This window comes from Streptomyces sp. NPDC001450 (assembly GCF_053597295.1).
This window is the reverse complement of the sequence record NZ_JBSFHY010000027.1, coordinates 25,153-51,141: the sequence shown is the minus strand read 5'-3', so window position 1 is coordinate 51,141 and position 25,989 is coordinate 25,153. Positions and strand designations below refer to the sequence as shown.

Genomic DNA, 25,989 nt, shown 5'->3' with positions numbered 1-25,989 from the left:
GTAGGAAATCCCCTACGCGTCAACCGTAGGAGATTGCCTACCTATAGCTCCTCACCTGCTGGAGTCCGAACGCATCAGACCTCCAGCAGGGCATCGAAGGCGGGCGGCAGCCGCTTCCAGGCCTCGCGCCCGGCGGCGTACTCGGCGTCGGTGAGCAGGCAGGACTCCAGCAGGTGTGCGAGTCCGTCCCGGTCGAGGCCGGGTGAGGTGAACACGAGATGGTTGCCGAAGTCGCCGTGCTCCGGGTGCCAGTCCAGTGCGGCGGCGGCCCGGCGGACGGGCGGGACCGTCTCCCAGGCCGCGTCGGGCAGCGCGGCCGGCCACGGCCCGGCGCTCTCGACGCACAGCGTGCCGCCGGCCGCGTCCCAGTGCAGCAGCACGTCGGGCCTGCCGGCGAGCCGGAACCGGCCCCGGCTGCGGGCCGCGGCCGAGGTCAGGTCCTCCAGCGCGGCGTACAGCCGCACGGGGTGGAAGGGGCGGCGGCGGTTCCAGACCAGCGTGGAGACGCCGTGGCTGTCGGCCTCGGCGGGCAGCAGGGCACAGGCGGGGTGCTGGGCGGCCGCCGCGGCCTCCACGTCGAAGCCGCCGAGGGCGGCTTCGGCCAGCGGGGAGGCTGCTGCGGATGCACGTGCAGACGCGGATGCGCCCGTTAAGCCACCGTGGCCGATCGGAATCTGGCGGGCCGCCGGATGGAGCTGCGCGAGCAGCTCGCGGTCCTCGTCGCCGGCTTCCGGGGAGTCCGCCAGGGCGAGGACGGGGGCGTACTCGAGCTGCCGGGCGAAGGTGTCGGCGACCGTGCGCCGGTCGGTGGCGGCCGCGGCGAGGCCGACTTCGGCGAGGTCGTCACCGTTGCCGAGGTACGGCAGCACCAGCGCCGGGTCGACGGCGGTGATCACGCCGGTGACGGTGAGACCGCCGGCCGCGACCACCTCGGTCATCGCCCTGGGCTCGACCGAGTCCCACAACTCGACGATCGCGAGCCGGGTCGTGCCGCCCTCGGCGAGGCGGCGCAGCTCCGGCACCAGGTCGTCCCGCAGGGCGCAGCAGGCGCAGTCGTTGACGGGGGGCCTCTCCGGCGGAACGGAGGCCGGAGAGGTCGCGGAGGGTGCGGACGACCGTGCCACCGACGGCGCCCGACAGGTCGTGGTGTGGAGTACGACACTGCCGGGGACGTCGGCGAGCAACCGCGCCACGGCCGCCCTGCGGGCCGCGGCGTGCAGCCCGCCCACGACGGCCACCGGCAGGCTCACGCCCCGCCCCGCTTCCCGTACCGGCGCTCGAAGCGCTCCACCCGGCCGGCCGTGTCCAGGGCGCGCGCGGTGCCGGTGTGGAAGGGGTGGCTGACGTTCGAGATCTCGACGTCCACGACCGGGTGGGTGGTGCCGCCCTCCCACTCGATCGTCTTCTCGCTCGTCCTGGTCGAGCAGGTGAGGAAGGCGTGGTTCGCGGCCCGGTCACGGAACACGACGGGCCCGTAGCCGGGGTGGATTCCCTCGCGCATGGTGTTGCCTCAGCGCTCCTCTCGGAACTCGACGTGCCGGCCGATGACCGGGTCGTACTTGCGCAGCGTCATGCGGTCCGGGTCGTTGCGGCGGTTCTTGCGGGTCACGTAGGTGTGGCCGGTCCCGGCGGTGGACCGGAGCCTGATGACCGGGCGGAGTTCGTTGCGTGCCATGCTGCTATGTTACTGAAAATGAATCCCATTCCCAATTACTGAGCGCGAGAGGTACGTCACCATGTCCGCCCACTGCATGCTCACCGGGACCCGGCCGGGCTTCGGCAACCGCATCTCCCACTCCCACCGGCGCGCCTCCCGCCGCTTCGACCCCAACATCCGGACCAAGCGCTACTGGCTGCCCGCCGAGGGCCGGTACGTCCGGCTGCGGTTGAGCGCGAAGGCGACCAGGACCGTGGACACGCTCGGCGTCGAGGCGGCCGTGGCCCGGATCCGTGCCCGTGGGGTGAAGGTCTGATGGCGAAGCAGAGCAAGATCGCGAAGAACGAGAAGCGCCGGGAGATCGTCGCCCGGTACGCCGAGCGCCGCGCCGAGCTGAAGGACATCGTCCGGCGGCCCTCCCCCACGGAACCCGAACGGCGCGCCGCCCAGCGGGAGTTGCGCAGGCAGCCGCGGGACGCGAGCGCCACCCGGGTCCGCAACCGCGACCAGGTGGACGGCCGCCCCCGTGGCTACCTGCGCACCTTCGGCCTGTCCCGGGTGAACCTGCGCGAGCGGGCTCACAACGGATTCCTGCCCGGCGTCCGGAAGTCCTCCTGATAACGGCTGGTAACTTGCTGCGGTCCCTCCGGTCCGGGGGGTGTCGACCGCGACGGGCCGACGGCCCCGGGGCGGCCGGCCCGCTACAGCTTGGGGAGCTTGACGTGACTACGGCGACTGCAAGGGTGCGGACCGCGGCCGCGGCCGCGGGGCTGGTGGGCGCGCTCGCGCTGACCGCGTGCAGCGGGGGCGGCTCCGAGGACGACTCCTCTCCCACCCCGAGCGCGACCCCGACGTCCACGGGTACGGGCGCCGTTACGGGCTCCTCCGACAAGCTCCAGGGCAGCTGGATCACCACCAGCAAGGGCGCCGTCGTGGCCCTGGTGGTCACCGGGAAGCAAGCCGGGCTGTTCGTGACCGGCGGGACCGTGTGCAGCGGTGCCGCGGGCACCGAGGCGGGCATGCAGATGATCCATCTGGCCTGCACCGGCGGCGGCAAGGACCGGGTCACCGGCATGGTCGACTCGGTGAGCAAGAACGCGATGAAGGTGACCTGGTCGGGCAAGCTCGGCCAGGAGACCTACACCAAGGCCGAGGGTGGCAAGCTGCCGTCCGGGCTGCCGACGGCACCCGTCAAGCAGTGACGGCCGCCTGAAGCGGTGAATTCGCCCGGGGCGCGTGATCGCGTCCCGGGCGCAGGGGCCATGATGCGGGGAGACCGTCACGACCTCGATGGGGATCTGCTCATGCGCGCCATTCCGCTCACCGTCACCGCCCTCGCCGCCGCCCTCCTGCTGACCGCCTGCAATGACGGCGGCGGCGGCAAGAACGGGAAGAGCAGCTCCGCCTGCGAGATCGGCGGGGTCTCCGTGCAGATCGGGTCGGCGAGCGTGGCCCCGGCCGCCGGTGACACGGGCGAGGTGCCCGTCAGCATCACCAACCAGAGCGCGCCCTGCACCCTGGACAAGTTCCCGAGCGCCCTGCTGAAGACGGTCAACGCCCAGGTCGACGTGCCCGTGCAGCAGGGGGCGAAGGCCCAGAAGCTGAAGCTCGCCAAGGGCGACTCGGCGAGCTTCACCATCACCTATGTGCGCGGCAAGGCGGGCGACAAGAGCAGCGTGGAGGCGAAGACCGTGAACATCGCCCTGCCCGGCTCCAGCACCACCCGGAGCTTCCCGTGGTCGTACGGGCCCATCGCCTCCAAGGGCACCCAGGGCGCCCCGGACGCTGCCGTCAGCGCCTTCCAGCAGGTCGGGGACTGACCCTCACGGCAATCTGGGGCGGGCCCTGACCTGGGCCTCGTCCGCCGCTCGCGCGCCCTCCGTCCAGCCGGCCGCGTCGGTCACGCCGCGCAGCCGGGTCGTGGTGGTCTCGGGGAACATGCGCTCCAGCCGGCCGGTGACGGCTGTCTCGCGGGTGGCGAGGACGGGCAGCAGGTCCTGGGTGACCTGGGTCTCGGCCACGGCCGTGAGGCGGTCGCCGACGCGGTGGGCGTAGGCCGCGAGGAAGGACTGCCGGAAGGTCTTGGTGCGCTTGCGGCCACCGGCCCTCTGAGCGGCCTCCGCCTTGGACATCGCGTGCGTGGCCTGCACCAGCAGCGAGGTGTAGAGCAGTTCGACTGCCTCCAGGTCCGCCTCGAAGCCGACGACCGTGGAGAAGGCCAGCGGTTCGTTCCACACCGCGCGGCAGTGGTTGGCGGTGGCGACCGCGTCCAGCAGCACCGCCTTGGCCTGCTCGTACGGCGGCTCGACACCGATGCGGCAGGCGCCGGGCGCGTCGGGCGCGGGGGCAGCGGCGGCGAGCAGCGCCTCGTCGACGCTGTGCCGGGCCATCAGCTCCTGCGCCTTGGCGCTCAGCGCCTCGGCCTCCTCCGGATACCCGGTCGCCTCGGCCTTGGCGAGCAGCGCGCGGATCCGGGTGAGCGTGCGGGAGGCGGCGGGTCCGTGCGCGCGGCGGGGCTCTTCGAGGGGCTCCAGGGCGGGCAGCCGCAGCAGCAGGCGGTACAGCTGGAGGACGGCGGTGGCGTGCGAGAAACGGTCGCCGCCGCGCGCGGGGTCCTGCGGCAGGGCCTCCAGCTGGGCGGCCCAGCGGCGCCCGCGCGGACGGTCCCGCCCGGCCTGCGTCCTGATCAGACCCGCGGCCAGGCGGACATGGCCGTCCTCCAGCTCGCGCCGTACGAGCCGTACGACGTCGGCGGGCTGCCAGCCGCGCTGCCAGGCCGTGGCGACGAACTCCTCGCCCCGCCGCACGAGTTCGGCGTCGGACGCGGGGTCGGCGGCGAGCAGGGAGGCGCCCGTGTCGAGCCCGGCGTCGGTGTCGTCGTACAGGGCGGCCCGGAAGGCCCGCTCGACGGTGCTGGAGGTGCTGGTCACGGTGTCGATCGTGCCATGGGCCACGGACAGCGGGCCGGGGCCGTCCACACCCTGTGGACGGTTTTCGGCGCGGGCGCCGCCAGGGGCGCGGCGTCTCGCCCCCTCGGACTGTCAACCTTCGGTTGACAGTCTGAGGGAGGCAACCTACGGTTGACACATGGCGACCAATCCGAACATCACGGCATCCGTGCGCCTCGACGACCTCATCGAGGCGATCAAGAAGGTCCACACCGAACCCCTCGACCAGCTCCAGGACGCGGTGATCGCCGCCGACCACCTCGGTGACGTGGCCGACCATCTGATCGGTCACTTCGTCGACCAGGCCCGCCGCTCGGGGGCGTCCTGGACCGACATCGGCAGGAGCATGGGCGTGACCCGGCAGGCGGCGCAGAAGCGGTTCGTGCCGAAGGAGTCGGCCGACCTCGACCCCAGCCAGGGCTTCAGCCGCTACACCCCGCGCGCGCGGAACGTGGTCATGGCCGCGCACAACGAGGCCGTGGCCGCGCGCAACGCCGAGGGCCGCCCCGAGCACCTGGTCCTCGGGCTGCTGGCCGAGCCGGAGGGCCTGGCCGCGAAGGCGGTCACCGCGCAGGGCGTCCTGCTGGACTCCGTGCGCCAGGCCGCGACCGCCGCGCTCCCGCCGGCCGCCGAGGAGGTCCCCGACCTCGTCCCCTACGGCCCGGAGGCCAAGAAGGTCCTGGAGCTCACCTTCCGCGAGGCCCTCCGGCTCGGCCACAACTACATCGGCACCGAGCACCTCCTGCTGGCCCTGCTGGAGCACGAGAACGGCGAGGGCGTCCTCACCGGGCTCGGCATCACCAAGGCGGCGACCGAGGAGTACGTCGGCAGGGTGCTGGCGCTGTTGCTGGAGCAGAAGAGGGCGGCCTCGGACGCGGCGGAGGCCGCGACCGACGGATCGGCGGACTGAGAAGGGGCTGGAACAGCGGTCGGGGAGCACCCTGCCCCGAGACGCGAATCCGCAGGTCAGGCCCATTGTCAGTGCCGTCTGCCACACTCGCAGTCATGACCGACCGGTGGGCTCTCGCACCGGCCGAGGACGGTGGCGTGGACGTCGCCCCCCTCGGCCCGGACGGGCTGCCCGCCGGTCCGGTGCGGCGGGAGAGCGATCTCGCCGGGGCGGTGCGGAGCCGCCCGGAGGTGACGCGCTGGGTGTGGCGGTCGACCCCCGAGGTCTATCCGCGTCTGCTCGCCACGGGGGTGCGAGTGGAGCGGTGCTACGACATCGAGGACGCCGAGACACTTCTGCTGGGCCACGAGGGCAGGTACGGCGAGCCGCGCTCGGCCGCCGCCGCCCTGGCCCGCCTCCGCGGCGGCCCCGTACCGCCCGACCCGCCGCTGCGCCCGGCCGAACCGGGCGCCCAGTCCCCGCTGTTCGAGCCGTCCGGCACCCGGCTGCCGCTGACGGACCTCCTCGCGGTCTACGCCGACCAGCAGCGGCGGCACGAGAAGACCGCGCACCCCGACCGGATGCGGCTGCTGACCGCCGCCGAGTCGGCCGGGATGCTGGTGGCCGCCGAGATGAACCACGCCGGCCTCCCCTGGAGCGCCGAGGTCCACCGCGAGCTGCTGCACGACCTGCTGGGCGAGCGATACGCGGGCGGCGGCGAGCCGCGCCGCCTGGCCGAGCTGGCCGACGAGGTGTCCGCGGCCTTCGGCCGCCGGGTCCGGCCCGACCTGCCCGCCGACGTCGTCAAGGCCTTCGCCCAGGCCGGGATCAAGGTGAAGTCCACCCGCCGCTGGGAGCTCGAATCACTCGAACACCCGGCGGTGAAACCGCTGCTGGAGTACAAGAAGCTGTACCGCATCTGGGTCGCGCACGGCTGGTCCTGGCTGCAGGACTGGGTCCGCGACGGCCGGTTCCGGCCCGAGTTCCTCGCCGGCGGCACGGTCACCGGGCGCTGGGTGACCAACGGCGGGGGCGCGCTGCAGATCCCCAAGGTGATCCGGCGGGCCGTGGTCGCCGACCCCGGCTGGCGGCTGGTCGTGGCCGACGCCGACCAGATGGAGCCGCGCGTGCTGGCGGCGATCTCCCGCGACCCCGGCCTGATGGAGGTGGCCGGCCGCGAGAGCGACCTCTACCAGTCCGTCTCCGACCGCGCCTTCTCCGGCGACCGGGACCAGGCCAAGCTCGCCGTGCTCGGCGCGGTCTACGGCCAGACCTCGGGCGACGGCCTGAAGAACCTCGCCGCGCTGCGCCGCCGCTTCCCCAAGGCGGTGGCCTACGTCGACGAGGCCGCGCGGGCCGGCGAGGAGGGCCGGCTCGTGCGCACCTGGCTGGGCCGGACCTGCCCGCCCGCCGCCCGGCCGGGCGAGGACGCGGAGGAGGAGGCGGGCATCCCCATCGGCGAGGACACCCCCGAAGAGCAGCCGTGGGTCCCCGGTTACGCCTCCACCAACTCCCGCGCGCGGGGCCGCTTCGCGCGCAACTTCGTGGTGCAGGGCAGCGCCGCCGACTGGGCCCTGCTGCTGCTCGCCGCGCTGCGCCGGTCCTGCGCGGACCTGGCGGCCGAGCTGGTGTTCTTCCAGCACGACGAGGTGATCGTGCACTGCCCCGCCGAGGAGGCCGACACCGTCGTCCGGGCCATCCGGGACGCGGCCGGCCTCGCCGGACGGCTGACCTTCGGCGAGACCCCGGTGCGCTTCCCGTTCACCACGGCGGTGGTGGAGTGCTACGCCGACGCCAAGTGAGGGCCCTTCACTGAGCCGAGGCCTCGGCCAGCAGCTCGCGCAGTTCCTCCAGCACCGCCTGCTCGTCGGTGCCGTCAAGGGCCACGAGAGCCGCGCGCCAGGCGTCGTACGCCTCCGGCCGCCGCCCCTGCTCGCTCAGCAGCAGCCCGTGCTGGTGGCGGGCGAGGCCGCCCATGTAGCGGTCGGCGCGGGCGTCGGCCCGGCGCAGCAGCTCGGTGCACTCCTGCGCGGCCCGCTCGGCCTCGCCCAGCCGGCGCAGCGCGCGGACCAGGCCGAGCCGGGTCTGCGACTCGCCGTGCCAGTCGCCGTGCCCGCCGAGGATGCGCAGGCTCTCCTGGAAGTGCCCGGCGGCAGCGGCCGGTTCGCCGAGGGTTAGGTGGGCGTAGCCGATGTTGCAGTGCGCGGAGTGCTGCACGATGACCGCGCCGATCTCGTCCCCGATCGCCAGCGAGCGCCGGTGCTGCTCGATGGCGGCCCGCGGGTCGGTGTGCTCGTAGAGGTTGCCGAGGTGGCTGCGGGTGACGGCCTCGCCGTAGGGGTCGTTCAGCTGCCGGGAGTAGGCGAGGCTCTGCCGCAGCGCCTGACCGGACTCCTCGAACCGGCCGAGACCCTCCAGCAGCAGCCCGCGGTTGTTCAGACAGCGCCGGATCCAGGAGACCGTGCCCAGCCGCCGCCAGATCACGAGGGCCTGGTCGGTGAGGGCGAGGGCGTCGTTCTGCCGGCCGGTCAGGAAGTGCAGGCCCGCGAGGTCGCCCAGGGCGTACGCCTCGGCCGCCGCGTCCCCGAGCCGCCGCGCCGCGCCGAGCGCCGCCCGCCCCAGCACCTCCATCTCGGCGACCCGGCCGCTGCGCTGCACATAGGGGAAGAACAGCCGGACGAGCGTGGAGAGATGGGCGGCCCGGCGGTCGTCGCCCGAGCCGGCGTTGCGCTCCACCAGCGCCACGATGTTCTCCAGCTCCACATCACCCCAGGCGAACGCCCGCTCGGCGGACTCGAAGGTGCCCAGGGTCGCCACGTCCGCCCCGTGCTCCGGCGGCTGGGCGGAGGTGGGCCGCAGGCGGTCCTCCTGGTCGAGGCCGGGCTCCACGATGGCGACGAGGGCGCACTCGGCGGCGGCCGCGTACCAGCGCAGGGCGGTGAGGTCCGGATCGGCGCCGGTGGCCGGCTCCGGGCTCTGGCCGGCCAGTTCACGGGCGAAGTCCCGGACCAGGTCGTGCGGGGCGTAGCGGCCGTACTCCGTCTCCTCCAGCAGGGCCACGTCGACCAGCCGGTCCAGGGCGGCCTCGGCGCGGCGCGCGTCGGTGCCGGTGAGGCGGGCGACCAGCGGGGCTCCGTAGGTGGGCAGGTCGAGCGCGCCGATGCGGCGCAGGGCGAGGGCCGCGTCCCGGTCGGCCTCGCGTTCGGCGGCGGCGAGCGCGTCATGGGCGACGGCCAGGGACCGGCGGACGCTCAGGTCGTCGTACTCCAGGTGGTGCAGGCGGCCTTCCGTGGCGGCCAGTTGACCGGCCAGCACGTCCGGGGTGAGGGCCCGGCGGGCGGCCAGCCGGGCCGCGACGACTCGTAGGGCGAGCGGCAGCCTGCCGGTCAGCTCGACCAGGGCGTGGCTCGCGTCGAGCCCCTCGCGTCCGCTCACCGCGCGGAGCAGCGCCGCGCTGTCCTCGCCGGTCAGCGGGCCGAGCGGGAAGCGCCGGGCGCCGTCCAGGGCGGTCAGCGGGGAGCGGCTGGTGATGATCACGGCGCAGCCGGGCCCGGCCGGCAGTAGGGGCCGTACCTGGGCCGCGCTCGCCGCGTCGTCCAGCACCAGCAGGATGCGGGCCGGAGCGAGCAGCGAGCGGAGCAACGCGGCTGCGGCGTCCGGGTGTTCGGGGATGTTACGGGGCTCGGCGCCGAGGTCGCGCAGCAGGGCGGTGAGCGCCTGGGACGAGGTGAGCGGGGCCATGCCGGGTGTCGCGCCGTGCAGGTTCACGTACAGCTGACCGTCGGGGAAACGTTCCCTCAGTTCGTGGGACACGTGCAGGGCGAGGGCGCTCTTGCCTACGCCGGCCATGCCGCTGATCACGGCGAGTCGGCTCCGCCGGGTGGCGAGGGTGTCGTGCAGGGCCTTGGTTTCGGGGGCTCGGCCCGTGAAGTTCGCTGGGGGTGCCGGAAGTTGGGCTGGTGCGGGTGCGCGGGCGGAGAGCCGGCCTTCGGCCGGGATCGGGTTCCCGCCCGCGCCACTCGTACCGCCTTCGTCGTCGGGTGAGGGTAGCCCCTGTGAGGGTTTCTCGCCGTCGCCGGCCGCGGGGGTGTAGACGCGCTGGGCGGGGACCCTGGGAGTGACCTCCCCGGCCTCCCGGTCCGGAGCGCCCCGCAGGACCTCCACATGGGCCTCGCGGACCGATGGGCCCGGTTCGATGCCGAGTTCCTCCACCAGGCGGGCACGCAGGTCGCGGTGGACGGCCAGGGCCTCGGCCTGGCGGCCGGTGCGGTGCAGGGCGAGCATCAGCTGGCGGTGGTACGCCTCGCGCAGTGGATGCTCGGCCACCAGGGCCGCCAGCTCGGGAACGAGTCCGGCCAACCGGGCTCCACCGAGTGCGAGTTCGGCGTCGTACCGCCATTCAAGCAGGAGCAGCCGCGCCTCCTCCAGGCGCTGCACGAGGGCGTAGCCGCCGAGGTCGGCGGGGAGTCCGCTCAGCGGGGTGCCGCGCCACAGAGCGAGCGCGGCCGTGCAGAGGCGTACGACACCCGCCCAGTCCCGCCGGGCGTGCGCGGCGCGCGCCTCGGCGACCCGGGCGTCGAAGACGTGCAGGTCCAACTCGCCCTCGTCCACGCGCAGCAGATAGCCGGGCGCCACAGCCCTGAGCCGCTCGGGGTCGTCCAGGAGGCGGCGCAGCCGGGTGACGTGGTTGTGCAGCGAGGCCTGCGCGGAGACGGGGGGTGCCCCGCCCCACAGGGCGTCCTTCAGCGACTCGACCGACACGACCCGGCCGGCCTCCAGCAGCAGCGCGGCGAGCAGGGCGCGGACCTTGGGGCTGCCGATGGCGCGGACGAGGTTGTCGGGGGTGTCAGGGGTGCCGGGGGCGCCGAGGGCGCCGGGGGCGCCGCCAGAGATGCCGCCAGAGGTGCCGTACGAAATCTCGTACGGCTGTCGGTCGTACAGGACGGGGGGTCCCAGCAGTCCGAACCGCAGCTCGCACCGCCGCATCCCGCTCCACTGCCTTCCCGCGCGGTCCCGTCCGACCGTGCTGCGCGGCGGGCGTGTTGCCCGCCGGTCCCTGGCGGAAATCCGCCCCATTCACAACGATTTTCCGCCAGCCACCACCTGTTGGCCGGGGCCGGAATCCGTTAGGGTTCCTGCCTACTAGCCCTGCCGCCCGGCTACTTCCGGCCAACCGAACCGCGCTCCGCAGACGAACCGTTGGCCACATGTTAGCGATCCGTTGGTGGATCCTGATGTGATCCTTTCATCGGATCCGGCCCGACGGCGCGCGCGGCAAGTCGCGTAACTCGGGGGAGTGTCGCCGCAGGCCTGGTCCGGGGACGCAAGGGCCCCCGGTCGGCGGAGGTGAACGACCGGGGCCCTGTCCCGTCCCCTGCGCGCTTTCGCGCTTCGTACCTTCGCCGGCGTACCCCGCCCTGCCCTCAGATGACAGGCGGGCGCCCGAGCCGGGTGAGCCGCCACACCGTTCGCCAGCGCATCGGCCGCCGCTCGCCCGGCGTCTGACGCAGCCCCTCCGCGAACCCGCCGAACCAGGCCCGCAGCCCGGCCAGGGAGCGGGTGCGGGCGAGGGTGAGCAGCAGCCACGCCCCCAGGTGCACCGGGATCAGCGGCAGGGGCAGCCTGCGCCGGACGAGCCAGACCCGGTTGCGGGCGTTGACGCGGTAGTAGATGGCGTGCCGGGCCGGCGAGGTCTTGGGGTGCTGCAGCAGCAGCTCGGGGGCGTAGAGGATCTTCCAGCCGGCGTCGGCGGCCCGCCAGGCGAGGTCGGTCTCCTCGTGCGCGAAGAAGAACTCGGCCGGCCAGTCTCCGGTCTCGGCCAGCATCGCCATGCGGAAGGCGTGCCCGCCGCCGAGGAAGCCGGTGACGTAACCGCCGCGCAGGGGGTCGGACTTGCCCACCCGGGGCACGTGCCGCTGCTGGGTCTCGCCGTGCTCGTCGGCGATGCGGAAGCCGATGATGCCGAGGCGCGGGTCGGCCGCGTACAGCTCGCGCACCCGGCGCAGCACGTCGGGGTCGACGAGCAGTCCGTCGTCGTCCAGTTCCACGACGGCGTCGACGTCGCCGTACTCCCGCAGCCGGGCCAGGGCGACGTTGCGGCCGCCCGGGCAGCCGAGGTTCTCCTCGACGTCGATGGTGGTGACCTCGCCCGGCAGGGACAGCCGCTCGGCGAACTCGGGCAGCCGGCAGCCGTTGCCGACGATCACGATGCGGGCGGGGGCGACGTCCTGTTTGGCCACGGACTCCAGCAGGGCGTCGACTTCGGCGGGCCGGTTGCCCATGGTCACCACGGCGACGGCGATCCTCGGCTCCACCACGTCCCTCACCCCATCCGGCCGACGGCGGCACCGGCGTCCTGACCGCGGAGCGCTCGCCGTTCACCAAGATGTTGCCTCAGGTGCGCGGGTTCACCTGACGCCGATTCACTTTGCGGCCCCTTTGCTCCGGTTTTGTGTGCACCTTTCCCTTGAGCCGCAGGAACTTCAGCGGTGAGTGCGGCGCCCTCTCGCCGTTCACCACGTCTCCGCACTCTCGACGGCACCCGAGGGCCGTTCACCCCTCTCTCCATGGCGCGAGCGGACGCGGAGAGCGAGGAGGGGGAAGGCGAGCACGGAGAGCATCGCGGCGCCGACGAGGGCGGCGGCCTCGCCCGGGGCGATGGACCGGTCGGTGAGGCCGATGGTGGTGATGGCGACGACGAGGGGCAGGCAGGTGGAGCCGTACAGGAGCAGGGCGGCGCTGTCCCGGCGGGGCAGGTCGGGCGGAGCGAGCAGATAGAGCGGCAGGCCGCGGACCAGGAGGAAGAGCAGCAGGAAGGCCGGCAGCAGGACGAGGGATCGGCCGCCGTGCAGGAGCGCTTCGAGGTCGAAGTCGATGCCGGTGACGATGAAGAAGAGCGGGACCAGGAAACCGAACCCCATCGCCTCGATCCTGCTGAGCACGTCGGCGCTGTGCTCAGGGGCGGCGGCGCGCAGGATCAGGCGGGTGATGACGCCCGCGGCGAAGGCGCCGAGCAGGGTGTCCAGGCCGAACGCGCGGGCCAGGCCGAGCATCGAGGCGAGCAGCAGCATGACGTACCGGACGGCGAACTGGCTGCTGCTGTCCAGGGTCTGGGCGATCAGCCGGGAGAACCAGGGCGGGTGGGGCCGCAGCGACCACCACACCCCCGCCGCGGTCACGGCCGCGAACGCCACCAGGACCGCGGTCGCCACGCCCGGCCTGCGGCCGCTGAGCAGCAGGGCCACGGCGATGACGGGACCGAACTCGCCGACCGCGCCGAAGGCGAGGACGACCGTGCCGAAGCGGCCGCGCAGGTCCCCCGAGTCGCGCAGTATCGGCAGGACCGTGCCCAGGGCGGTGCTGGTGAGCGCGGTGCCGATGACGAAGCTCTTCGTGGTCGCGCCGCCGGTGAGCGCGAAGGCGACGCCGAGGCCGGCCGCGAGGGAGATGAGCCAGGCTGCGATCGAGCGGTTCAGGACGGTGCCACGGACGGCGGCGAAGTCGATCTCGTACCCGGCGAGGAAGATCAGCATCGCGAGACCGAGGTTCGACAGGACGTCGATCACCTGGTCGTGGTGGGCCCAGCCGAGGACGTCGGGGCCGATGACGATGCCGAGCAGGATCTCGAAGATGACCAGCGGGACGGGGATCCAGCGGCTGCTGCCGTACGCGAGCAGTGGCGCCAGCACCGCGATGGCCATGATCAGGATGAGCGTCCCGGGATGCGACATGCCTCGCAGTATCTAGGCATTCGACGACAAAAGGGATGAGGTGTCCTGCAGACACCTGGCGTCCCGCTCTGGGCGCAGCCGCCACACCGCCGGCAGTCCGGTCGTACCGGGGGGCAGGGGGGTGATGTCCAGCATGGGCGCGATCAGGCCGACGTCACCGGTGGACGTCGTCCGACGGTTTCCTGCCGCACGGAGAGCCGTTCCGGATCATCTCTACTGGTGAACCGCGTCGGCGGCGCGGAGGAGTCGCCGGTCGACACCGTCGTACCCGTGGAACTCGTCGTGCGCCGGAGCACGAGCCCGGCCGCCCGGTAGGGGCCTCTCCGCGCGGTTGAAACCGCGCTGAAACCACGCTGAACCGCCTCGGCCGCAAGCTCTGCGGCATGACGACGACAGACCACGAACTCGCCATCGCAGCCACCGGGTTGCGCAAGTCCTACGGTGACAAGACCGTCCTCGACGGCATCGACATCCAGGTGCCGCCCGGCACGGTCTTCTCGCTCCTCGGCCCGAACGGCGCGGGCAAGACCACCGCCGTCAAGATCCTCTCCACCCTGATCTCCGCGGACGGCGGTCAGGCCCGGATCGCCGGGCACGACCTCACCGCGCAGGCCCAGGCGGTACGGGCCGCGATCGGGGTCACCGGGCAGTTCTCCGCCGTGGACGGGCTGATCACCGGTGAGGAGAACATGCTCCTGATGGCGGACCTGCACCACCTCTCCAGGCGTGCGGGACGGCAGGTGACCGCCGAACTGCTGGAGCGCTTCGATCTCACCGAGGCCGCGAAGAAGCCCGCGTCCACCTACTCGGGTGGTATGAAGCGGCGCCTCGACATCGCGATGACCCTGGTCAGCAGCCCGCGGATCATCTTCCTGGACGAGCCGACCACCGGTCTGGACCCGCGCTCGCGGCACACCATGTGGCAGATCATCCGGGAGCTGGTCTCCGGCGGGACCACCGTCTTCCTCACCACCCAGTACCTGGAGGAGGCCGACGAACTCGCCGACCGGATCGCAGTGCTGAACGGCGGCAGGATCGTCGCCGAGGGCAGCGCCGAGGAGCTCAAGCGGCTCGTCCCCGGCGGACACGTCCGGCTGCGGTTCTCCGGCCCGGCGGCGTACGAACGGGCCGCGACCGCGCTGCGCGAGGCCTCCCGGGACGACGAATCCCTCGCCCTGCAGATCCCCAGCGACGGCAGCCAGCGCGAACTGCGCGCCATCCTCGACTGGCTCGACACCGCCGACATCGAGGCGGACGAACTGTCCGTGCACACCCCGGACCTGGATGACGTGTTCTTCGCCCTGACCGGCACTTCCGCCCCCGCCCCCGCCCCCGCCCCCAACAAGGAGACCGTCCGATGAACGCCCCCGCCCACGCCTTCCGCGACAACCTCACGATGCTGCGGCGCAGCCTCCTGCACGCCCGCCGCTACCCCTCCCTCACCCTGAACCTGCTGCTCACCCCGATCATGTTGCTGCTGCTCTTCGTCTACGTCTTCGGCGACGTGATGAGCGCGGGCATGGCCGGCGGCCACGCGGACCGCTCCGAGTACATCGCCTACATCGTCCCCGGCATCCTCCTCATGACCGTGGGCATGACCTCGCTCGGCACCGCCGCGTCCGTGGCCACCGACATGACCGAGGGCATCATCGCCCGGTTCCGCACCATGGCGATCTCCCGCGCCTCCGTGCTGACCGGCCACGTGATCGGCACCGTGATCCAGACGATGCTGGCCCTGGCCCTGATCCTGGGCATCGGGGTGGCCATGGGCTTCCGGCCCGACGCCACGCCGCTGGAGTGGATCGCGGCGGCCGGCCTGATGGCCCTGGTCAGCCTCGCCCTGACCTGGATCGCGGTCGGCATCGGCCTGGTGAGCCCGAACGCCGAGGGGGCCAGCAACCTCGGCATGCCGCTGGCGATGCTGCCGCTGCTGTCCAGCGCGTTCGTGCCGGTGGACGCCATGCCGGGCGGGTTCCGCTGGTTCGCCGAGTACCAGCCCTTCTCGCCGGCCATCGAGACCCTGCGCGGGCTGCTGCTGGACAGCGAGATCGGCACGAAGAACGCGGTGCTGGCGGTCGGCTGGTGTCTGGCGCTGACCGTGCTGGGCTACCTGTGGTCCAAGGCGCGGTTCAACCGCGAGCCGCGGCAGTGAGTTCGCGCAGTGCCGCGGCCCGCAGCTCCTCCTGCCCCAGGGTGGCGTACGCCGACCTCGCCTCGGCGTACGCCGCCCTGCCGGCGTTCTCGGCCGCCTGCCGGGACCGCGCCGAGGACAGGGTGGGGAGGTCCCGCATCACCGGCATCCGCTCCGCCAGCGCCATCAGCCCCACCGCCGCCGTGTCGCCACGGGCCAGCCCGGCGAAGCCGAGCGCCAGCAGCACCGTGCCGTACACCGGCAGTTCCGGCAGATCCCCGGCGCCGGGGGAACCGGACAGCATCCCGAGCAGCCGTTCCCGCAGGCGCTCGGCCAGGCGGGCCACCGGCTCCAGCCGGCCGTGCTGCGCGTGCGCCGCGAGCGCGGCCGCCTGCACCTGAAGCGCCCACGAATCCAGGAAGGGATCACCGGCCACCAGCAGGCTGCTCTCCCGTAGCCCCTCCGCCGCCTGTCGCCACAGGCCGAGGCCGACCTCGGTCAGCCCCCGGGCCAGTGCTATCTCCGCCCGGGCCTGCAGCGCTTCGGGAGTGAGGGCCTGGGCGGGCTCGGGCTGCCGGTCCAGGGCGGCGAGGTCCAGCCAGTACTCCGCCTCGTCGACCTCCCCGCGCTGCAGGCAGGCGGACACCAGCCCGTAGCGGACGCCGATCGCGTCCGACCAGTCACCGACCTCGCCGAGCGCGTCCGCGGCCCGCAGATGGTCGTACGCCTCCGCGCCGCGCTCCGTCTTGAGGCACAGCTCGCTGATCCGCCCATGACTGAGCAGCATCATGAACGGATTGCCGAGCGGCTCCACCGCGGCGAGCATCCGGCGGGCGCAGTCGAGCGCGCGCTCCGTCTCGTACGAGGATTCCCACAGGTAGCTGGCGACGCCCGCCGCGATGCCCGCCAGCATGGGCTCGTCGGCGTCGCACAGCTCCTGCAGCCGCGCGTACCGCGGCGGGTGCATGTCCGGGACGGCACACAGTACGACGGCCAGGGCCCGCAGCACGGTGTCCGGCGGGGCGGGCGGCAGGCGGCGCAGGGTGGCGAGCTGGCGCACGGCGTGCGGGCCGTGGCCCATGAAAAGGCCGGCCGTGCACACCACCGCCGCGCTTCGGGCCGCCTCCAGGTCCTCGGGGTCCTCCGGCCCCGGGCGGAAATGGGACAGCGGCCCGCCGGTCTCGGCAGCGAGGGCGGTGAGCCGGGCGTAGCTGCTGCCGGCGGACCACACGCAGGCCAGTGCGGCGGTGACGGCGGCGACGGCCGGCCCGTCGGCGCGGGCCAGGGCGTGCCGCAACGCCAGCACGAGGTTGTCCTGCTCGGCACGGACGCGGCCGAAGGAGGCCAACGCGTCGCCGCCGAAGAGCCCGTCGTGGTGCGCCCGGCCGAAGTCCCGGGCCCAGCGGAGGAACCGGCCGGTCACCACCTCGCCCTCGCCCGCCTCCTCCCGCCGGGCGGCGCTGAACTCCCGCAGCGTCTCCAGCATGTGGAAACGCACCCCGGAGGGGCTGTCACCCACCTTGATCAGGGACTGACCGGCCAGCTGCTCCAGCAGATCCAGCGCGCCCCCGGTCTCGCCGAGCACGTACTCCGCCGCGTCCACGGTGAAGCCCCCGGGGAAGACCGACAGCGCGCGCAGCGCCGCCCGGCCGTCGTCCTCCAGCAGGTTCCAGCTCCACTCGACCACGGCCCGAAGCGTGCGATGCCGCTCGGGTGCGTCCCGGGCGCCGCCGCGCAACAGCGCGAAACGGTCCTGCAGGCGGCGCGCGATGTCGGCGACGGAGAGCACCCGCACCCGGGCCGCGGCGAGTTCCACGGCCAGCGGCAGCCCGTCCAGGTGACGGCAGACCTCGGCCACGCGGTCGGCGGGCAGCTCCACGCCGGGCCGGGCCGCCCGCGCCCGCTGCACGAAGAGTTCCACCGAGGTCGCCGGGGACAACTCAGGCAGCGCGTACACGGACTCCGAGGTCAGCCCCAGTGGCGCCCGGCTGGTCGCCAGCACCCGCAGCTCCTTCGACCGCGAGACCAGCGCCTGTACGAGACCGGCCGCACCGGCGAGTACGTGCTCGCAGTTGTCCAGCACCAACAGGGCGGGGCCAGGACCCAGCGCGGCGACGATGCGGCTCACCACGTCCCCGCCGCCGGTGAACTGCCGGCCGTCCCCGGTGCCGACCGCCGAGGCCACTTCGTCGGCCACGTCCTCGTCGGCGGTGACACCGGCCAGGGTGACGAAGTGCACCAAGGGCTGCGCGGCCGCCCGGCTCACCGCGTACGAGAGCCGCGTCTTGCCCAGCCCACCGGGGCCTGTGACGGTGACCACCCGCGCGTCGCCCAGCAGCCGGGCGAGGGCGGCGATGTCGGCGTCCCGCCCCAGCAGGGGGTTCGGCTCATGCGGCACACCGTGGCGGACGGGTGGTGTGTCCGCGCGCAGCAACTCCTGGTGCACGGACCTGAGCCGGGGCCCCGGATCCGTGCCCAGCTCGTCGCGCAGCCCGCGTCGGTAGGTGTCGTACCGGGTCAGCGCCGCGGCCCGGCCCGCCGTGGCCGCCTCGCAGCGCAACAGCTCCGCCAACACCTCCTCGTCGCGAGGCAGTTCGCGGACCAGCTCGGCCAGCGGCGCCGCGGCCTCCTCCTTGCGCCCCAGCCGGGCCAGCGCGAGCGCCCGGTGCCGGACCAGCGATCGGAACGCCCGGACCCGGTCGGCACGCAGCGCCGTCACCGGATCGTGCCGTTCCTCGCCCTCCCCGGCCCCCAGACTGCCATCCCACAGTCCCAGTCCCTGCTCGGCCCGCGCCAAGGCACCCTCATGGTCCCCCGCCCGCGCGCACTCGGCGCTCGCGGCCTCGTACGACAGCAACGCCGAGCTGTCGACCTGCGTCTCGTCCAGCGCGAGCCGGTACCCCGTCGGCGTGCTCACGATCAGTCCGGCACCGAGCTGTGCCCGGAGCCGCGACACCAGGACCTGCACCGCCTTGCCCGGCCGCTCGGGCAGCTCCTCCGCCCACAGCCCCTCCACCAGCCGCCCCGTACTGCACCCGGTACGCAGATCCTCGGCGAGCAACGCCAACAGCCCACGCAGCCGAGGTGCCGTGACCTCCTGTCCGCGACAGGCGACTCGGGGCAGCAGGGTCAACTCGGTCGTCACGTCTGAAGATTAGCCAGCGGGCCGCCGAACACACTCACGAAACCGTCGCCTGTACGACGGCAGCCGCCACACCGGCGGCAGGAAGAGAGGCCCGAGGAAGACGGCTCCCCCCCTCGCCGGCTCGAAGGATGCTCAGTCGAGACAAAACTCGTTGCCCTCGATGTCCTGCATCACGATGCACGAATCGTTGCCGTCATACAGCAGGCGCACGCGTACCGCGCCGAGCGGGACCAGTCGTGCGCACTCGGCTTCGAGCGCGGCCAGGCGCTCTTCACCCACGAGTCCGGTGCCGACCCGCACGCAAAGATGCACCCGATTCTTGACGACCTTGCCTTCGGGAACGCGCTGGAAGAACAGTCGCGGGCCCACACCTGAGGGATCACTGCAGGCGAACCATGAACCCTGATCCTCAGGAGACCGGGAGCGGTCGAAATCGTCCCAAGTGGCGAACCCCTCCGGTGGCGGGGGTACGACGTACCCCAACACTTCGCACCAAAAGCGAGCGACGCGCTCAGGTTCTGCGCAGTCGAAGGTGACCTGGAACTGCTTGATCGATGACACAGGCGCACCATAACAAGGGGACTCCCTTGCTCATCTCCCGGTAGGAATCCGCATGTTGAGGGACGGATGGTCCTTGCGAGCCGCTGGGTCCAATCGAGTTCATGTACGTCTGCTGGCGGCTGGTCGCCGAAGAAGCCCAAGAAGCAGGGCCGCGCCCCCTCCGCTCACGCATCGCTCGCGCAAGCCGTCCCACGGCACCCCGGCCGCGTGCTGCGCCATGCCCCGAGCAACAGAAAACCCCAGGTCAGAGAAGATCCGACCTGGGATTCCAGTGGAGCCGCTTTCGGGATTCGAACCCGAGACCTACGCATTACGAGTGCGTTGCTCTGGCCATCTGAGCTAAAGCGGCGCGCCGTCCGCACTTATGGTGCGATCAGCAACGTCGGTAAGTCTACACAGTTTCCCGGGGTGCTTCGTACACGCCCCGGAGCGCGGGCCTCCGGGGCGGGCTGGAGGGGCTATGAGCAGCGCTTTCCGGGGGTCGGCGGGGTGCCGCGGAGGAGGTAGGTGTCGATCGCCGAGTCGATGCAGGAGCTGCCGCGGCCGTAGGCGGTGTGGCCGTCGCCGACGTAGGTCAGCAGGCGGCCCGAGGAGAGCTGACGGGAGAGGGACCGGGCCCAGGGGTAGGGGGTCGCCGGGTCGCGGGTGGTGCCGACCACGACGATGGGTGCCGCGCCCTTCGCCTCGATGCGGTGCGGCTCGCCCGCGGCCTTCACCGGCCAGTACGCGCAGTTCAGCGAGGCCCAGGCCAGGCTCTCACCGAAGACCGGGGACGCCTTCTCGAACTGCGGGACAGCCTTCTCCACCTGCCCGGGGCCGGTGAAGGCGGGCGGCAGGTCGAGGCAGTTCACGGCGGCGTTGGCCATCATCAGGTTGCTGTAGTGGCCGTTCGCGTCGCGTTCGTAATAGCTGTCGGAGAGGGCGAGCAGGCTGGCGCCGTCGTTCTTCTGCATCGCCGAGGTCAGCGCTTCACGCAGCTGCTCCCAGGTCCCCTCGTCGTACATCGCCGCGATCACCCCGGTGGTGGCCAGCGACTCGCCGAGCATGCGGTGATTCGCGTCGTCCGCCGGGATGGGGTGGGCGTCCAGCTTGCGGAAGAAGGCCGTGAGGTGGTCGCCGACCTGGGCGGGTGTCGTGCCCCTGCCGCCGAGCGGGCAGTCGGGCTGCCGTACACAGTCCTTCGCGAACGCCTGGAACGCCGTCTCGAAGCCGGCCGTCTGGTCCAGGTTGAGCTTCCGGGCGTCCAGGGAGGGGTCCATCGCCCCGTCCAGCACCAGGCGGCCCACCCGGTCCGGGAACAGTCCGGCGTACGTCGCCCCGAGGAAGGTGCCGTACGACGCCCCCACGTAGTTCAGCCTGGGGTCTCCGAGCACCGCCCGCAGAATGTCCATGTCCCGCGCCGCCTCGACGGTGGACACGTGCCGCAGCAGCTTGGCCGAGTGCGCCCCGCAGCTGTCGGCGAACGTCCGGTACTCGCTGACCAGCGCGTTCGTCTCCCGCTGGCCGTTGGGCGTGTTGTCCGTCTGCGTGTAGGTGTCCATCCGGCGCCCGTCGAGGCATTCGACGGGCTCGCTGCGGGCGACGCCCCGTGGGTCCATCGCGACCATGTCGTAGCGGGCGCGGATCTCGGCGGGATAGCCGATGCCCGCGTACTGCTGGAGGTAGTCGATCGCGGAGCCGCCCGGGCCGCCCGGGTTGACCAGCAGCGAGCCGAGCGGCCGGTCCTTGCCGGTGGCCTTCTTGCGGGCGACGGCGAGCCGGATGTCACCCGAGCCGGGCTTGGCGTAGTCGAGCGGGGCCACCATCGTGGCGCACTGGAAGCCGGGGGCACCGCAGCTGCGCCAATGCAGGTGCTGGGTGTAGTACGACGACAGCGCCGCCGGGGTGGACCGCGGCAGTGCGGCCAGCGCCGCCTCCGCCGCACCGCCGGACGACGTGGTCGAGCTGCCGGAGGAACAGGCGGACACGAGCAGCGCGGCGACCGCGAGCAGGCTGCCCGAGACGCACGCGGTCGCCCGGCGGGTCCGGTTTCGGGTCCGGGTGGCGTGCTTCCGGCGGGGGGAGGGCCAGGTGTGCATCGGACGAGCGTAACGCTGAGCAACGAGATGGGTGCGGTGCGTTCGGACTGTGGCCTCGTACGGGGGACGCGGTCCGTCAACCACCGTACGCCCGGCTCACCCCGCCCGCAGTGCCATCGTCATCGCCTCCACCGCCAGCAGCGGAGCCACGTTGCGGTCCAGGGCCTCGCGGCAGGCGGCGATCGCCTCGATGCGGCGCAGCGTGGCCTCCGGGGTGCTGCCGCGGGCCAGCCGCTCCAGGGCGTCCTCGGTGTCGCCGTTGGCGATGGCGACCCGTGAGCCGAGCTGGAGGGCGAGGACGTCGCGGTAGAAGCCGGTGAGGTCGCCGAGGGCCACGTCCAGGCTGTCGCGCTGCGTGCGGGTTCTGCGGCGCTTCTGCATGTCCTCGAGGTCCTTCATCACGCCCGCCGTGCCGCGCGGCAGCCGGCCGCCCTGGACCGCGCCGAGCGCCGCCTTCAGCTCCTCGGTCTCCTTGCCGTCCATCTCCTCGGCGAGCTGCTTGGCGTCCTCGGCGGCCGCGTCGACCAGCTCCTGGGCCGCTTTGAGGCAGGCGCCCACCTCGTCCAGGCGCAGCGGGAGCCTGAGCACGGCGGCGCGGTGCTCGCGGGCCGCCGGGTCGGTGGCCAGCCGGCGGGCCCGGTCGACGTGACCCTGGGTGGCGCGGGCGGCGGCCACGGCGACCTCGGGTTCGATGCCGTCACGGCGGACGAGCATGTCGGCGACCGCGTCGACCGAGGGCGTCCGCAGGTTCAGGTGGCGGCAGCGGGAGCGGATCGTGGGCAGGACGTCCTCGATCGAGGGGGCGCACAGCAGCCAGACCGTCCGCGGAGCGGGCTCCTCGACGGCCTTGAGGACGGCGTTGGCCGACTTCTCGTTCAGCCGCTCGGCGTCCTCGACCAGAATGATCTGCCAGCGGCCGTTGGCCGGGGCGGTGAACGACTTGCGGACCGTGTCCCGCATGTCCTTCACCAGGATCTCCGAGCCCACGGCGGCGACCGTGGTGACGTCCGCGTGGGTGCCGAGCAGCGCGGTGTGGCAGCCGTCGCAGAAGCCGCAGCCGGGTGATCCGCCGAGGGCGCGGTCGGGGCTCACGCACTGCAGGGCCGCGGCGAAGGCCCGCGCCGTCTGGTTCCGGCCCGCTCCGGGCGGGCCCGTGAACAGCCAGGCGTGGGTCATCTTCGACGCCTCCGGCGGCGGCTCGGCCGCCGCGGCGGCCGTGACCAGGGCGTCGGCGTCCCGGGCTGCGGCGTCGAGCACCGCGCTCACCTTCTCCTGCCCGACGAGGTCGTCCCACACGGTCATGGGTCACGCCGCCCTTCCGTCACACTTCGCGTTCCGCCATCCATTGTGCGGGTGGGCACTGACAACGACGGCGGCGCCCGTCGGTGCACCTGAATGCTCCGACGGGCGCCGCCCGCTGTCCTCGCTCAGTCGCGGCGACCGCGACCCCGGCCCCGGCGGCCCTGCTCCGCGCCGGGCTCCCCGTGCTCCTGCTCGTCGTACGACCCCAGCAGTTCGTCCGCCAGGGACGGCAGGTCGTCCAGCGGGGTCTCCTCGGCCCAGTCCGGGCGGGGCCGGCGGCGCGGCGTGCCGTCGGCGTCGACCTGCGGCATCTCGCGCGTACGGCCCTCGGAGCCGTCGGGGCCCGCGCCCGGCCGCTCGTCCCGGAAGAAGCCGGGCGGCATCCGGTCCGCCGGGGCGTCGCCCCGCACGGGCGGCAGTACGGCAGTCTCGTCCGCGGCGCCAGTGGTCACCGGCGGCAGTACGGCGGTCTCGTCGGCGGAGGCGGACGGCGGTACGGCCTTCTCGTCCGCGGACACGGGCGGCAGTACGGCCGTCTCGTCCGCCGCACCCGGAATCACCGGCGGCAGCACCGCCGTCTCGTCGGCGGCCGCAGACGCAGCCGGCGGCTGCGGCAGCTCGGCCGTCACCTCGGAGTCGGGGCCGGCCCCGCCCTTGCGGGCATCTCCGGCTCGCTTCTCGCGCACCGGCCGCAGCACCGTCGTCTCGTCCGCGCCCGGCGAGATCACCGGCGTCGGCACGGTCGCCGCATCCGGGGTCATGCCCGGCACCGCCGACTGCGGAGTGGCGGGCTTGAGGGCCGCCGCGTCGGCCGCAGCCGCGGCCTCGGCCGCCTGGCGACGGGCCTCCTCGGCGCGCAGCAGGGCCTCCTCGGCCTTGCGCTGCTTCTCCAGGCGACGCGCTTCCTCCTCGGCGCGCAGCCGGGCCTGCCGGGCCTCTTCCTCGGCGCGCAGCCGGGCCTCCTCCTCGGCCTGCTTGCGCCGCCGCTCCTCCTCGGCCCTGCGGCGGGCCTCCTCCTCGGCGCGGGCCTTCTCCTCGGCGAGGAGCCGCTGTCGCTCCTCCTCCGCCCGGCGCCGCGCCTCCTCGGCCCGCTGCCGGGCCTCCTCCGCCTGCCGTTCGGCCTCGCGGCGCTGCGCCTCCTCCAGCTCGCGGCGCTTGCGCTCCTCCTCTTCGGCGCGCAGCTTGGCGAGCTGCTCCTGGCGCTCGCGCTCCAGGCGCTCCTCCTCGGCCTTGCGCGCGGCCTCTTCCTCGGCCTTGCGGCGCGCCTCCTCCTCGGCCTTCTTCCGCGCCTCCTCCTGAGCCTTGATCTCGGCCTCGGACAGCGGCAGCACCGTGTCGAGCCGGTGCCGGATCACGGTGGTGACGGCCTCGGGCTCCTGCGCGGCGTCCACGATCAGGTAGCGGCCCGGGTCGGAGGCGGCGAGCGTGAGGAAACCGGCCCGCACGCGCGCGTGGAACTCGGCGGGCTCCGACTCCAGCCGGTCGGGCGCCTCGGTGAACCGCTCGCGGGCGGCCTCCGGCGAGACGTCCAGCAGAACGGTGAGGTGCGGGACGAGCCCGTCGGTCGCCCAGCGGTTGATGCGGGCGATCTCGGTCGGGGACAGGTCGCGGCCCGCGCCCTGGTAGGCCACGGACGAGTCGATGTACCGGTCCGAGATGACGACGGCGCCGCGCTCCAGGGCGGGCCGTACGACGGTGTCGACGTGCTCGGCCCGGTCGGCGGCGTACAACAGCGCTTCCGCGCGGTGCGACAGGCCCGCCGAGGACACGTCCAGCAGGATCGAGCGCAGCCGCTTGCCCACCGGGGTGGCACCCGGCTCGCGGGTGAGGACGACCTCGTGGCCCTTGGCGCGGATCCACTCCGCGAGCGCCTCGGCCTGGGTGGACTTGCCGGCGCCGTCGCCGCCCTCCAGGGCGATGAAGAAGCCGTTCGCCGCCGGGGCCTGGACGGGGTCGTCGCCGCCGAGCAGCGCGTCCTTGAGGTCCTGGCGCAGCGGGACGCCGGAGCGGTCGTCGACCTTGGCGAGCACCAGCGCGGCCACCGGCAGCAGCAGCGCGCCGACCAGCATCAGCGTGAAGGCGGCACCGCCGTGCGCGAAGACGAACCTGCCGTTCTCCAGCCGGTGCGGGCCGATCAGCGCCGCGACCAGGGGGGCGATCAGGGCGCCGAGCGCTATGAAGACCCGTACGACCGCGTGCAGGTGCTCGGTGGTGCGGGCCCTGCGGTACTCCTCGGTCTCCTGGTCGAGCAGGGCGTGCCCGGTGTTCGCGGCCACGCCCGCGGCGAGGCCGGCCAGCGTGACGATCAGCAGCACGGTGGTGACGTCCGGGACGAGCCCGGCGGCCAGCAGGGCGATGCCGGTGAAGGCGATCGCGAGGGCCAGGAGCCGACGGCGCGAGAGCGAGGGCAGCACCGAGGACGCCGTACGGATGCCGACGGCGACACCGCCGGTCAGGCCCAGCACCAGCAGGCCGTACAGGACCGGGCCGCCGCCCATGTCCTTGGCGTGCAGCACGCACACCGCGACCGCGGCGGCGATGGCTCCGGCCACCGCGGCACAGGCCGGGACGAGCAGCGGGATGGCGCCCGTACGGCCCTTGTCGACGCCCGTGCCGGTGCGCGGCCGGCGCAGGCCCTCCAGCGGGGAGCGCGGGCGGGGGGTGCGCGTGCCGGGCAGCTCCAGGAAGGTGACCACGGACAGGGACGCGGCGAACAGTCCCGCCGCCACGTACGACCCGAGGGCCGCCTGGTGCTGGTCGAACCAGGCCACGACGGTGCCGAGCAGGTTGTTCAGCAGGGCGGCGACGACCAGGGCGGCGGCGGCCAGCGGGACCGCCAGGAAGCTGGTGCGCAGCGCGAGGCGGCGCAGGGCGTCGAGGTGGTCCGGCAGCGGCCGTACCGTCGCCCCCTCCGGGGGCGGGGCGGGCAGCAGGGCGGGGGCCGCGCTCTCCCGGCACACCGTCCACAGCCGCTCGGCGACGCCGGTCACGAAGGCGGTGACCAGCAGGACCGCGAGTGCGTTGTCCGGGGTCCAGTCGATCCACAAGGGCGCGACGATCAGCAGCGCGGCCCGCACGCCGTCGGCGCCGGCCATGGTCCAGCGGCGGTCGAGCGGGCCCTCCTGCGAGGTGAGCGTGGTCAGCGGGCCGAGCAGCACCGCGCCGAAGAGCAGCGCGGCGAGGATGCGCGCCGCGAAGACGGTCGCCACTGCGAACGCCACGCCTCGGTAGCCGCCGCCGAAGGAGCCCTCGACGATGGCCGCCTGGAGGACGAGAAGGACCAGCACAAGCAGTGCGAGGGTGTCGCCGACACCGCTCACGAGCTGCGCGCTCCACAGGCGCCGCAGCTCCGGTCGGCGCAGCAGGGAGCGGACGGCGCGCTCGCGGGAGTCCGCGACGAGGGCGTCGTCCGGTTCGGTGGTGGGGGCCGTTGGCTGCTCGGCTCGCGTCATGCGTTCAGCCTATCGGCAGCCACCGACAGCACACCCAGGCCGTCCGAGCGTGCGCGCGCCCCGACACCAAAGTGATGCCGGGGCGTTCGTTTCGCG

At 73.4% G+C, this 25,989-nt stretch carries 19 protein-coding genes, 1 tRNA gene and 1 pseudogene; 8 read left to right on the top strand and 13 right to left on the bottom strand.

The window, feature by feature from the left end:
• Nucleotides 1-74 precede the first annotated feature (74 nt).
• From ACWC5O_RS27280 to rpmG, 3 genes and pseudogenes are all read right to left on the bottom strand, one after another.
• Nucleotides 75-1,250, bottom strand: a pseudogene (locus tag ACWC5O_RS27280) (CobW family GTP-binding protein).
• Nucleotides 1,247-1,501, bottom strand: a complete 255-nt coding sequence (locus ACWC5O_RS27275; RefSeq protein WP_450589706.1) for a type B 50S ribosomal protein L31 — start codon at nt 1,499-1,501, stop codon at nt 1,247-1,249. The pseudogene ACWC5O_RS27280 and the gene ACWC5O_RS27275 overlap by 4 nt, the downstream one beginning before the upstream one ends.
• Before the next feature lie 9 nt (nt 1,502-1,510).
• Nucleotides 1,511-1,675: a 50S ribosomal protein L33 gene (gene rpmG, locus ACWC5O_RS27270; RefSeq protein WP_450589705.1), complete on the bottom strand. Its 165-nt coding sequence runs from the start codon at nt 1,673-1,675 to the stop codon at nt 1,511-1,513.
• Nucleotides 1,676-1,736: 61 nt separating this feature from the next.
• Here rpmG and rpmB point away from each other — a divergent pair, with 61 nt between their 5' ends.
• From rpmB to ACWC5O_RS27250, 4 genes are all read left to right on the top strand, one after another.
• Entirely contained in the window at nt 1,737-1,973 is a 237-nt protein-coding gene (gene rpmB, locus ACWC5O_RS27265) for a 50S ribosomal protein L28 (protein WP_450589704.1), read from the top strand.
• A complete protein-coding gene (rpsN, locus tag ACWC5O_RS27260; protein ID WP_450589703.1) occupies nt 1,973-2,275 on the top strand; it encodes a 30S ribosomal protein S14 in 303 nt (100 codons plus the stop codon). The genes rpmB and rpsN overlap by 1 nt, the downstream gene beginning before the upstream one ends.
• A 104-nt stretch (nt 2,276-2,379) precedes the next feature.
• Nucleotides 2,380-2,859, top strand: coding sequence for a hypothetical protein (locus tag ACWC5O_RS27255; RefSeq protein ID WP_450589702.1), 480 nt, complete (start codon nt 2,380-2,382; stop codon nt 2,857-2,859).
• A 102-nt stretch (nt 2,860-2,961) separates the two neighbouring features.
• Nucleotides 2,962-3,477 (top strand): DUF4232 domain-containing protein, encoded by a 516-nt coding sequence (locus ACWC5O_RS27250; RefSeq protein ID WP_450589701.1) that lies wholly within the window; start codon nt 2,962-2,964, stop codon nt 3,475-3,477.
• Between the two features lie 3 nt (nt 3,478-3,480).
• Here the strand turns inward: ACWC5O_RS27250 and ACWC5O_RS27245 are convergent, their stop codons facing one another.
• Nucleotides 3,481-4,587, bottom strand: coding sequence for a DUF2786 domain-containing protein (locus ACWC5O_RS27245; protein ID WP_450589700.1), 1,107 nt, complete (start codon nt 4,585-4,587; stop codon nt 3,481-3,483).
• Nucleotides 4,588-4,744: 157 nt separating this feature from the next.
• On the opposite strand from ACWC5O_RS27245, the gene ACWC5O_RS27240 reads away from it, so the two are divergent.
• Together ACWC5O_RS27240 and ACWC5O_RS27235 are read left to right on the top strand one after the other, a co-directional pair.
• Nucleotides 4,745-5,515 carry a Clp protease N-terminal domain-containing protein gene (locus tag ACWC5O_RS27240; protein WP_450589699.1) on the top strand — a complete coding sequence of 257 codons (771 nt, stop codon included), beginning with the start codon at nt 4,745-4,747 and terminating at the stop codon, nt 5,513-5,515.
• A 95-nt stretch (nt 5,516-5,610) separates the two neighbouring features.
• Nucleotides 5,611-7,296 (top strand): bifunctional 3'-5' exonuclease/DNA polymerase, encoded by a 1,686-nt coding sequence (locus ACWC5O_RS27235; RefSeq protein WP_450589698.1) that lies wholly within the window; start codon nt 5,611-5,613, stop codon nt 7,294-7,296.
• A gap of 7 nt (nt 7,297-7,303) precedes the next feature.
• Here the strand turns inward: ACWC5O_RS27235 and ACWC5O_RS27230 are convergent, their stop codons facing one another.
• The 3 genes from ACWC5O_RS27230 to ACWC5O_RS27220 all read right to left on the bottom strand — a co-directional run bounded on the left by ACWC5O_RS27230 (nt 7,304) and on the right by ACWC5O_RS27220 (nt 13,224).
• Nucleotides 7,304-10,480, bottom strand: a complete 3,177-nt coding sequence (locus ACWC5O_RS27230; protein WP_450589697.1) for a BTAD domain-containing putative transcriptional regulator — start codon at nt 10,478-10,480, stop codon at nt 7,304-7,306.
• A 437-nt stretch (nt 10,481-10,917) separates the two neighbouring features.
• Nucleotides 10,918-11,811 (bottom strand): glycosyltransferase family 2 protein, encoded by an 894-nt coding sequence (locus tag ACWC5O_RS27225; protein ID WP_450589696.1) that lies wholly within the window; start codon nt 11,809-11,811, stop codon nt 10,918-10,920.
• A gap of 195 nt (nt 11,812-12,006) precedes the next feature.
• A complete protein-coding gene (locus ACWC5O_RS27220) occupies nt 12,007-13,224 on the bottom strand; it encodes a cation:proton antiporter (protein ID WP_450589695.1) in 1,218 nt (405 codons plus the stop codon).
• Between the two features lie 383 nt (nt 13,225-13,607).
• Here ACWC5O_RS27220 and ACWC5O_RS27215 point away from each other — a divergent pair, with 383 nt between their 5' ends.
• Together ACWC5O_RS27215 and ACWC5O_RS27210 are read left to right on the top strand one after the other, a co-directional pair.
• Nucleotides 13,608-14,585, top strand: a complete 978-nt coding sequence (locus tag ACWC5O_RS27215) for an ATP-binding cassette domain-containing protein (RefSeq protein ID WP_450589694.1) — start codon at nt 13,608-13,610, stop codon at nt 14,583-14,585.
• Nucleotides 14,582-15,376: an ABC transporter permease gene (locus ACWC5O_RS27210; protein WP_450589693.1), complete on the top strand. Its 795-nt coding sequence runs from the start codon at nt 14,582-14,584 to the stop codon at nt 15,374-15,376. The genes ACWC5O_RS27215 and ACWC5O_RS27210 overlap by 4 nt, the downstream gene beginning before the upstream one ends.
• Here the strand turns inward: ACWC5O_RS27210 and ACWC5O_RS27205 are convergent.
• The 6 genes from ACWC5O_RS27205 to tmk all read right to left on the bottom strand — a co-directional run bounded on the left by ACWC5O_RS27205 (nt 15,354) and on the right by tmk (nt 25,893).
• The gene (locus ACWC5O_RS27205) at nt 15,354-18,500 is read right to left on the bottom strand and encodes an ATP-binding protein (RefSeq protein WP_450589692.1); all 3,147 of its coding nucleotides are present in this window, start codon (nt 18,498-18,500) and stop codon (nt 15,354-15,356) included. The genes ACWC5O_RS27210 and ACWC5O_RS27205 overlap by 23 nt on opposite strands.
• 132 nt (nt 18,501-18,632) lie before the next feature.
• Nucleotides 18,633-19,061 (bottom strand): VOC family protein, encoded by a 429-nt coding sequence (locus ACWC5O_RS27200; protein ID WP_450589691.1) that lies wholly within the window; start codon nt 19,059-19,061, stop codon nt 18,633-18,635.
• Between the two features lie 272 nt (nt 19,062-19,333).
• Nucleotides 19,334-19,410: transfer RNA gene (locus ACWC5O_RS27195), tRNA-Thr, on the bottom strand.
• A gap of 109 nt (nt 19,411-19,519) precedes the next feature.
• Entirely contained in the window at nt 19,520-21,139 is a 1,620-nt protein-coding gene (locus ACWC5O_RS27190; protein ID WP_450589690.1) for an alpha/beta hydrolase, read from the bottom strand.
• Between the two features lie 96 nt (nt 21,140-21,235).
• Complete coding sequence (locus ACWC5O_RS27185) at nt 21,236-22,441, bottom strand: DNA polymerase III subunit delta' (RefSeq protein ID WP_450589689.1); 1,206 nt, start codon at nt 22,439-22,441, stop codon at nt 21,236-21,238.
• 125 nt (nt 22,442-22,566) lie between these two features.
• Nucleotides 22,567-25,893 carry a dTMP kinase gene (gene tmk, locus ACWC5O_RS27180; RefSeq protein ID WP_450589688.1) on the bottom strand — a complete coding sequence of 1,109 codons (3,327 nt, stop codon included), beginning with the start codon at nt 25,891-25,893 and terminating at the stop codon, nt 22,567-22,569.
• Between the last annotated feature and the right edge of the window lie 96 nt (nt 25,894-25,989).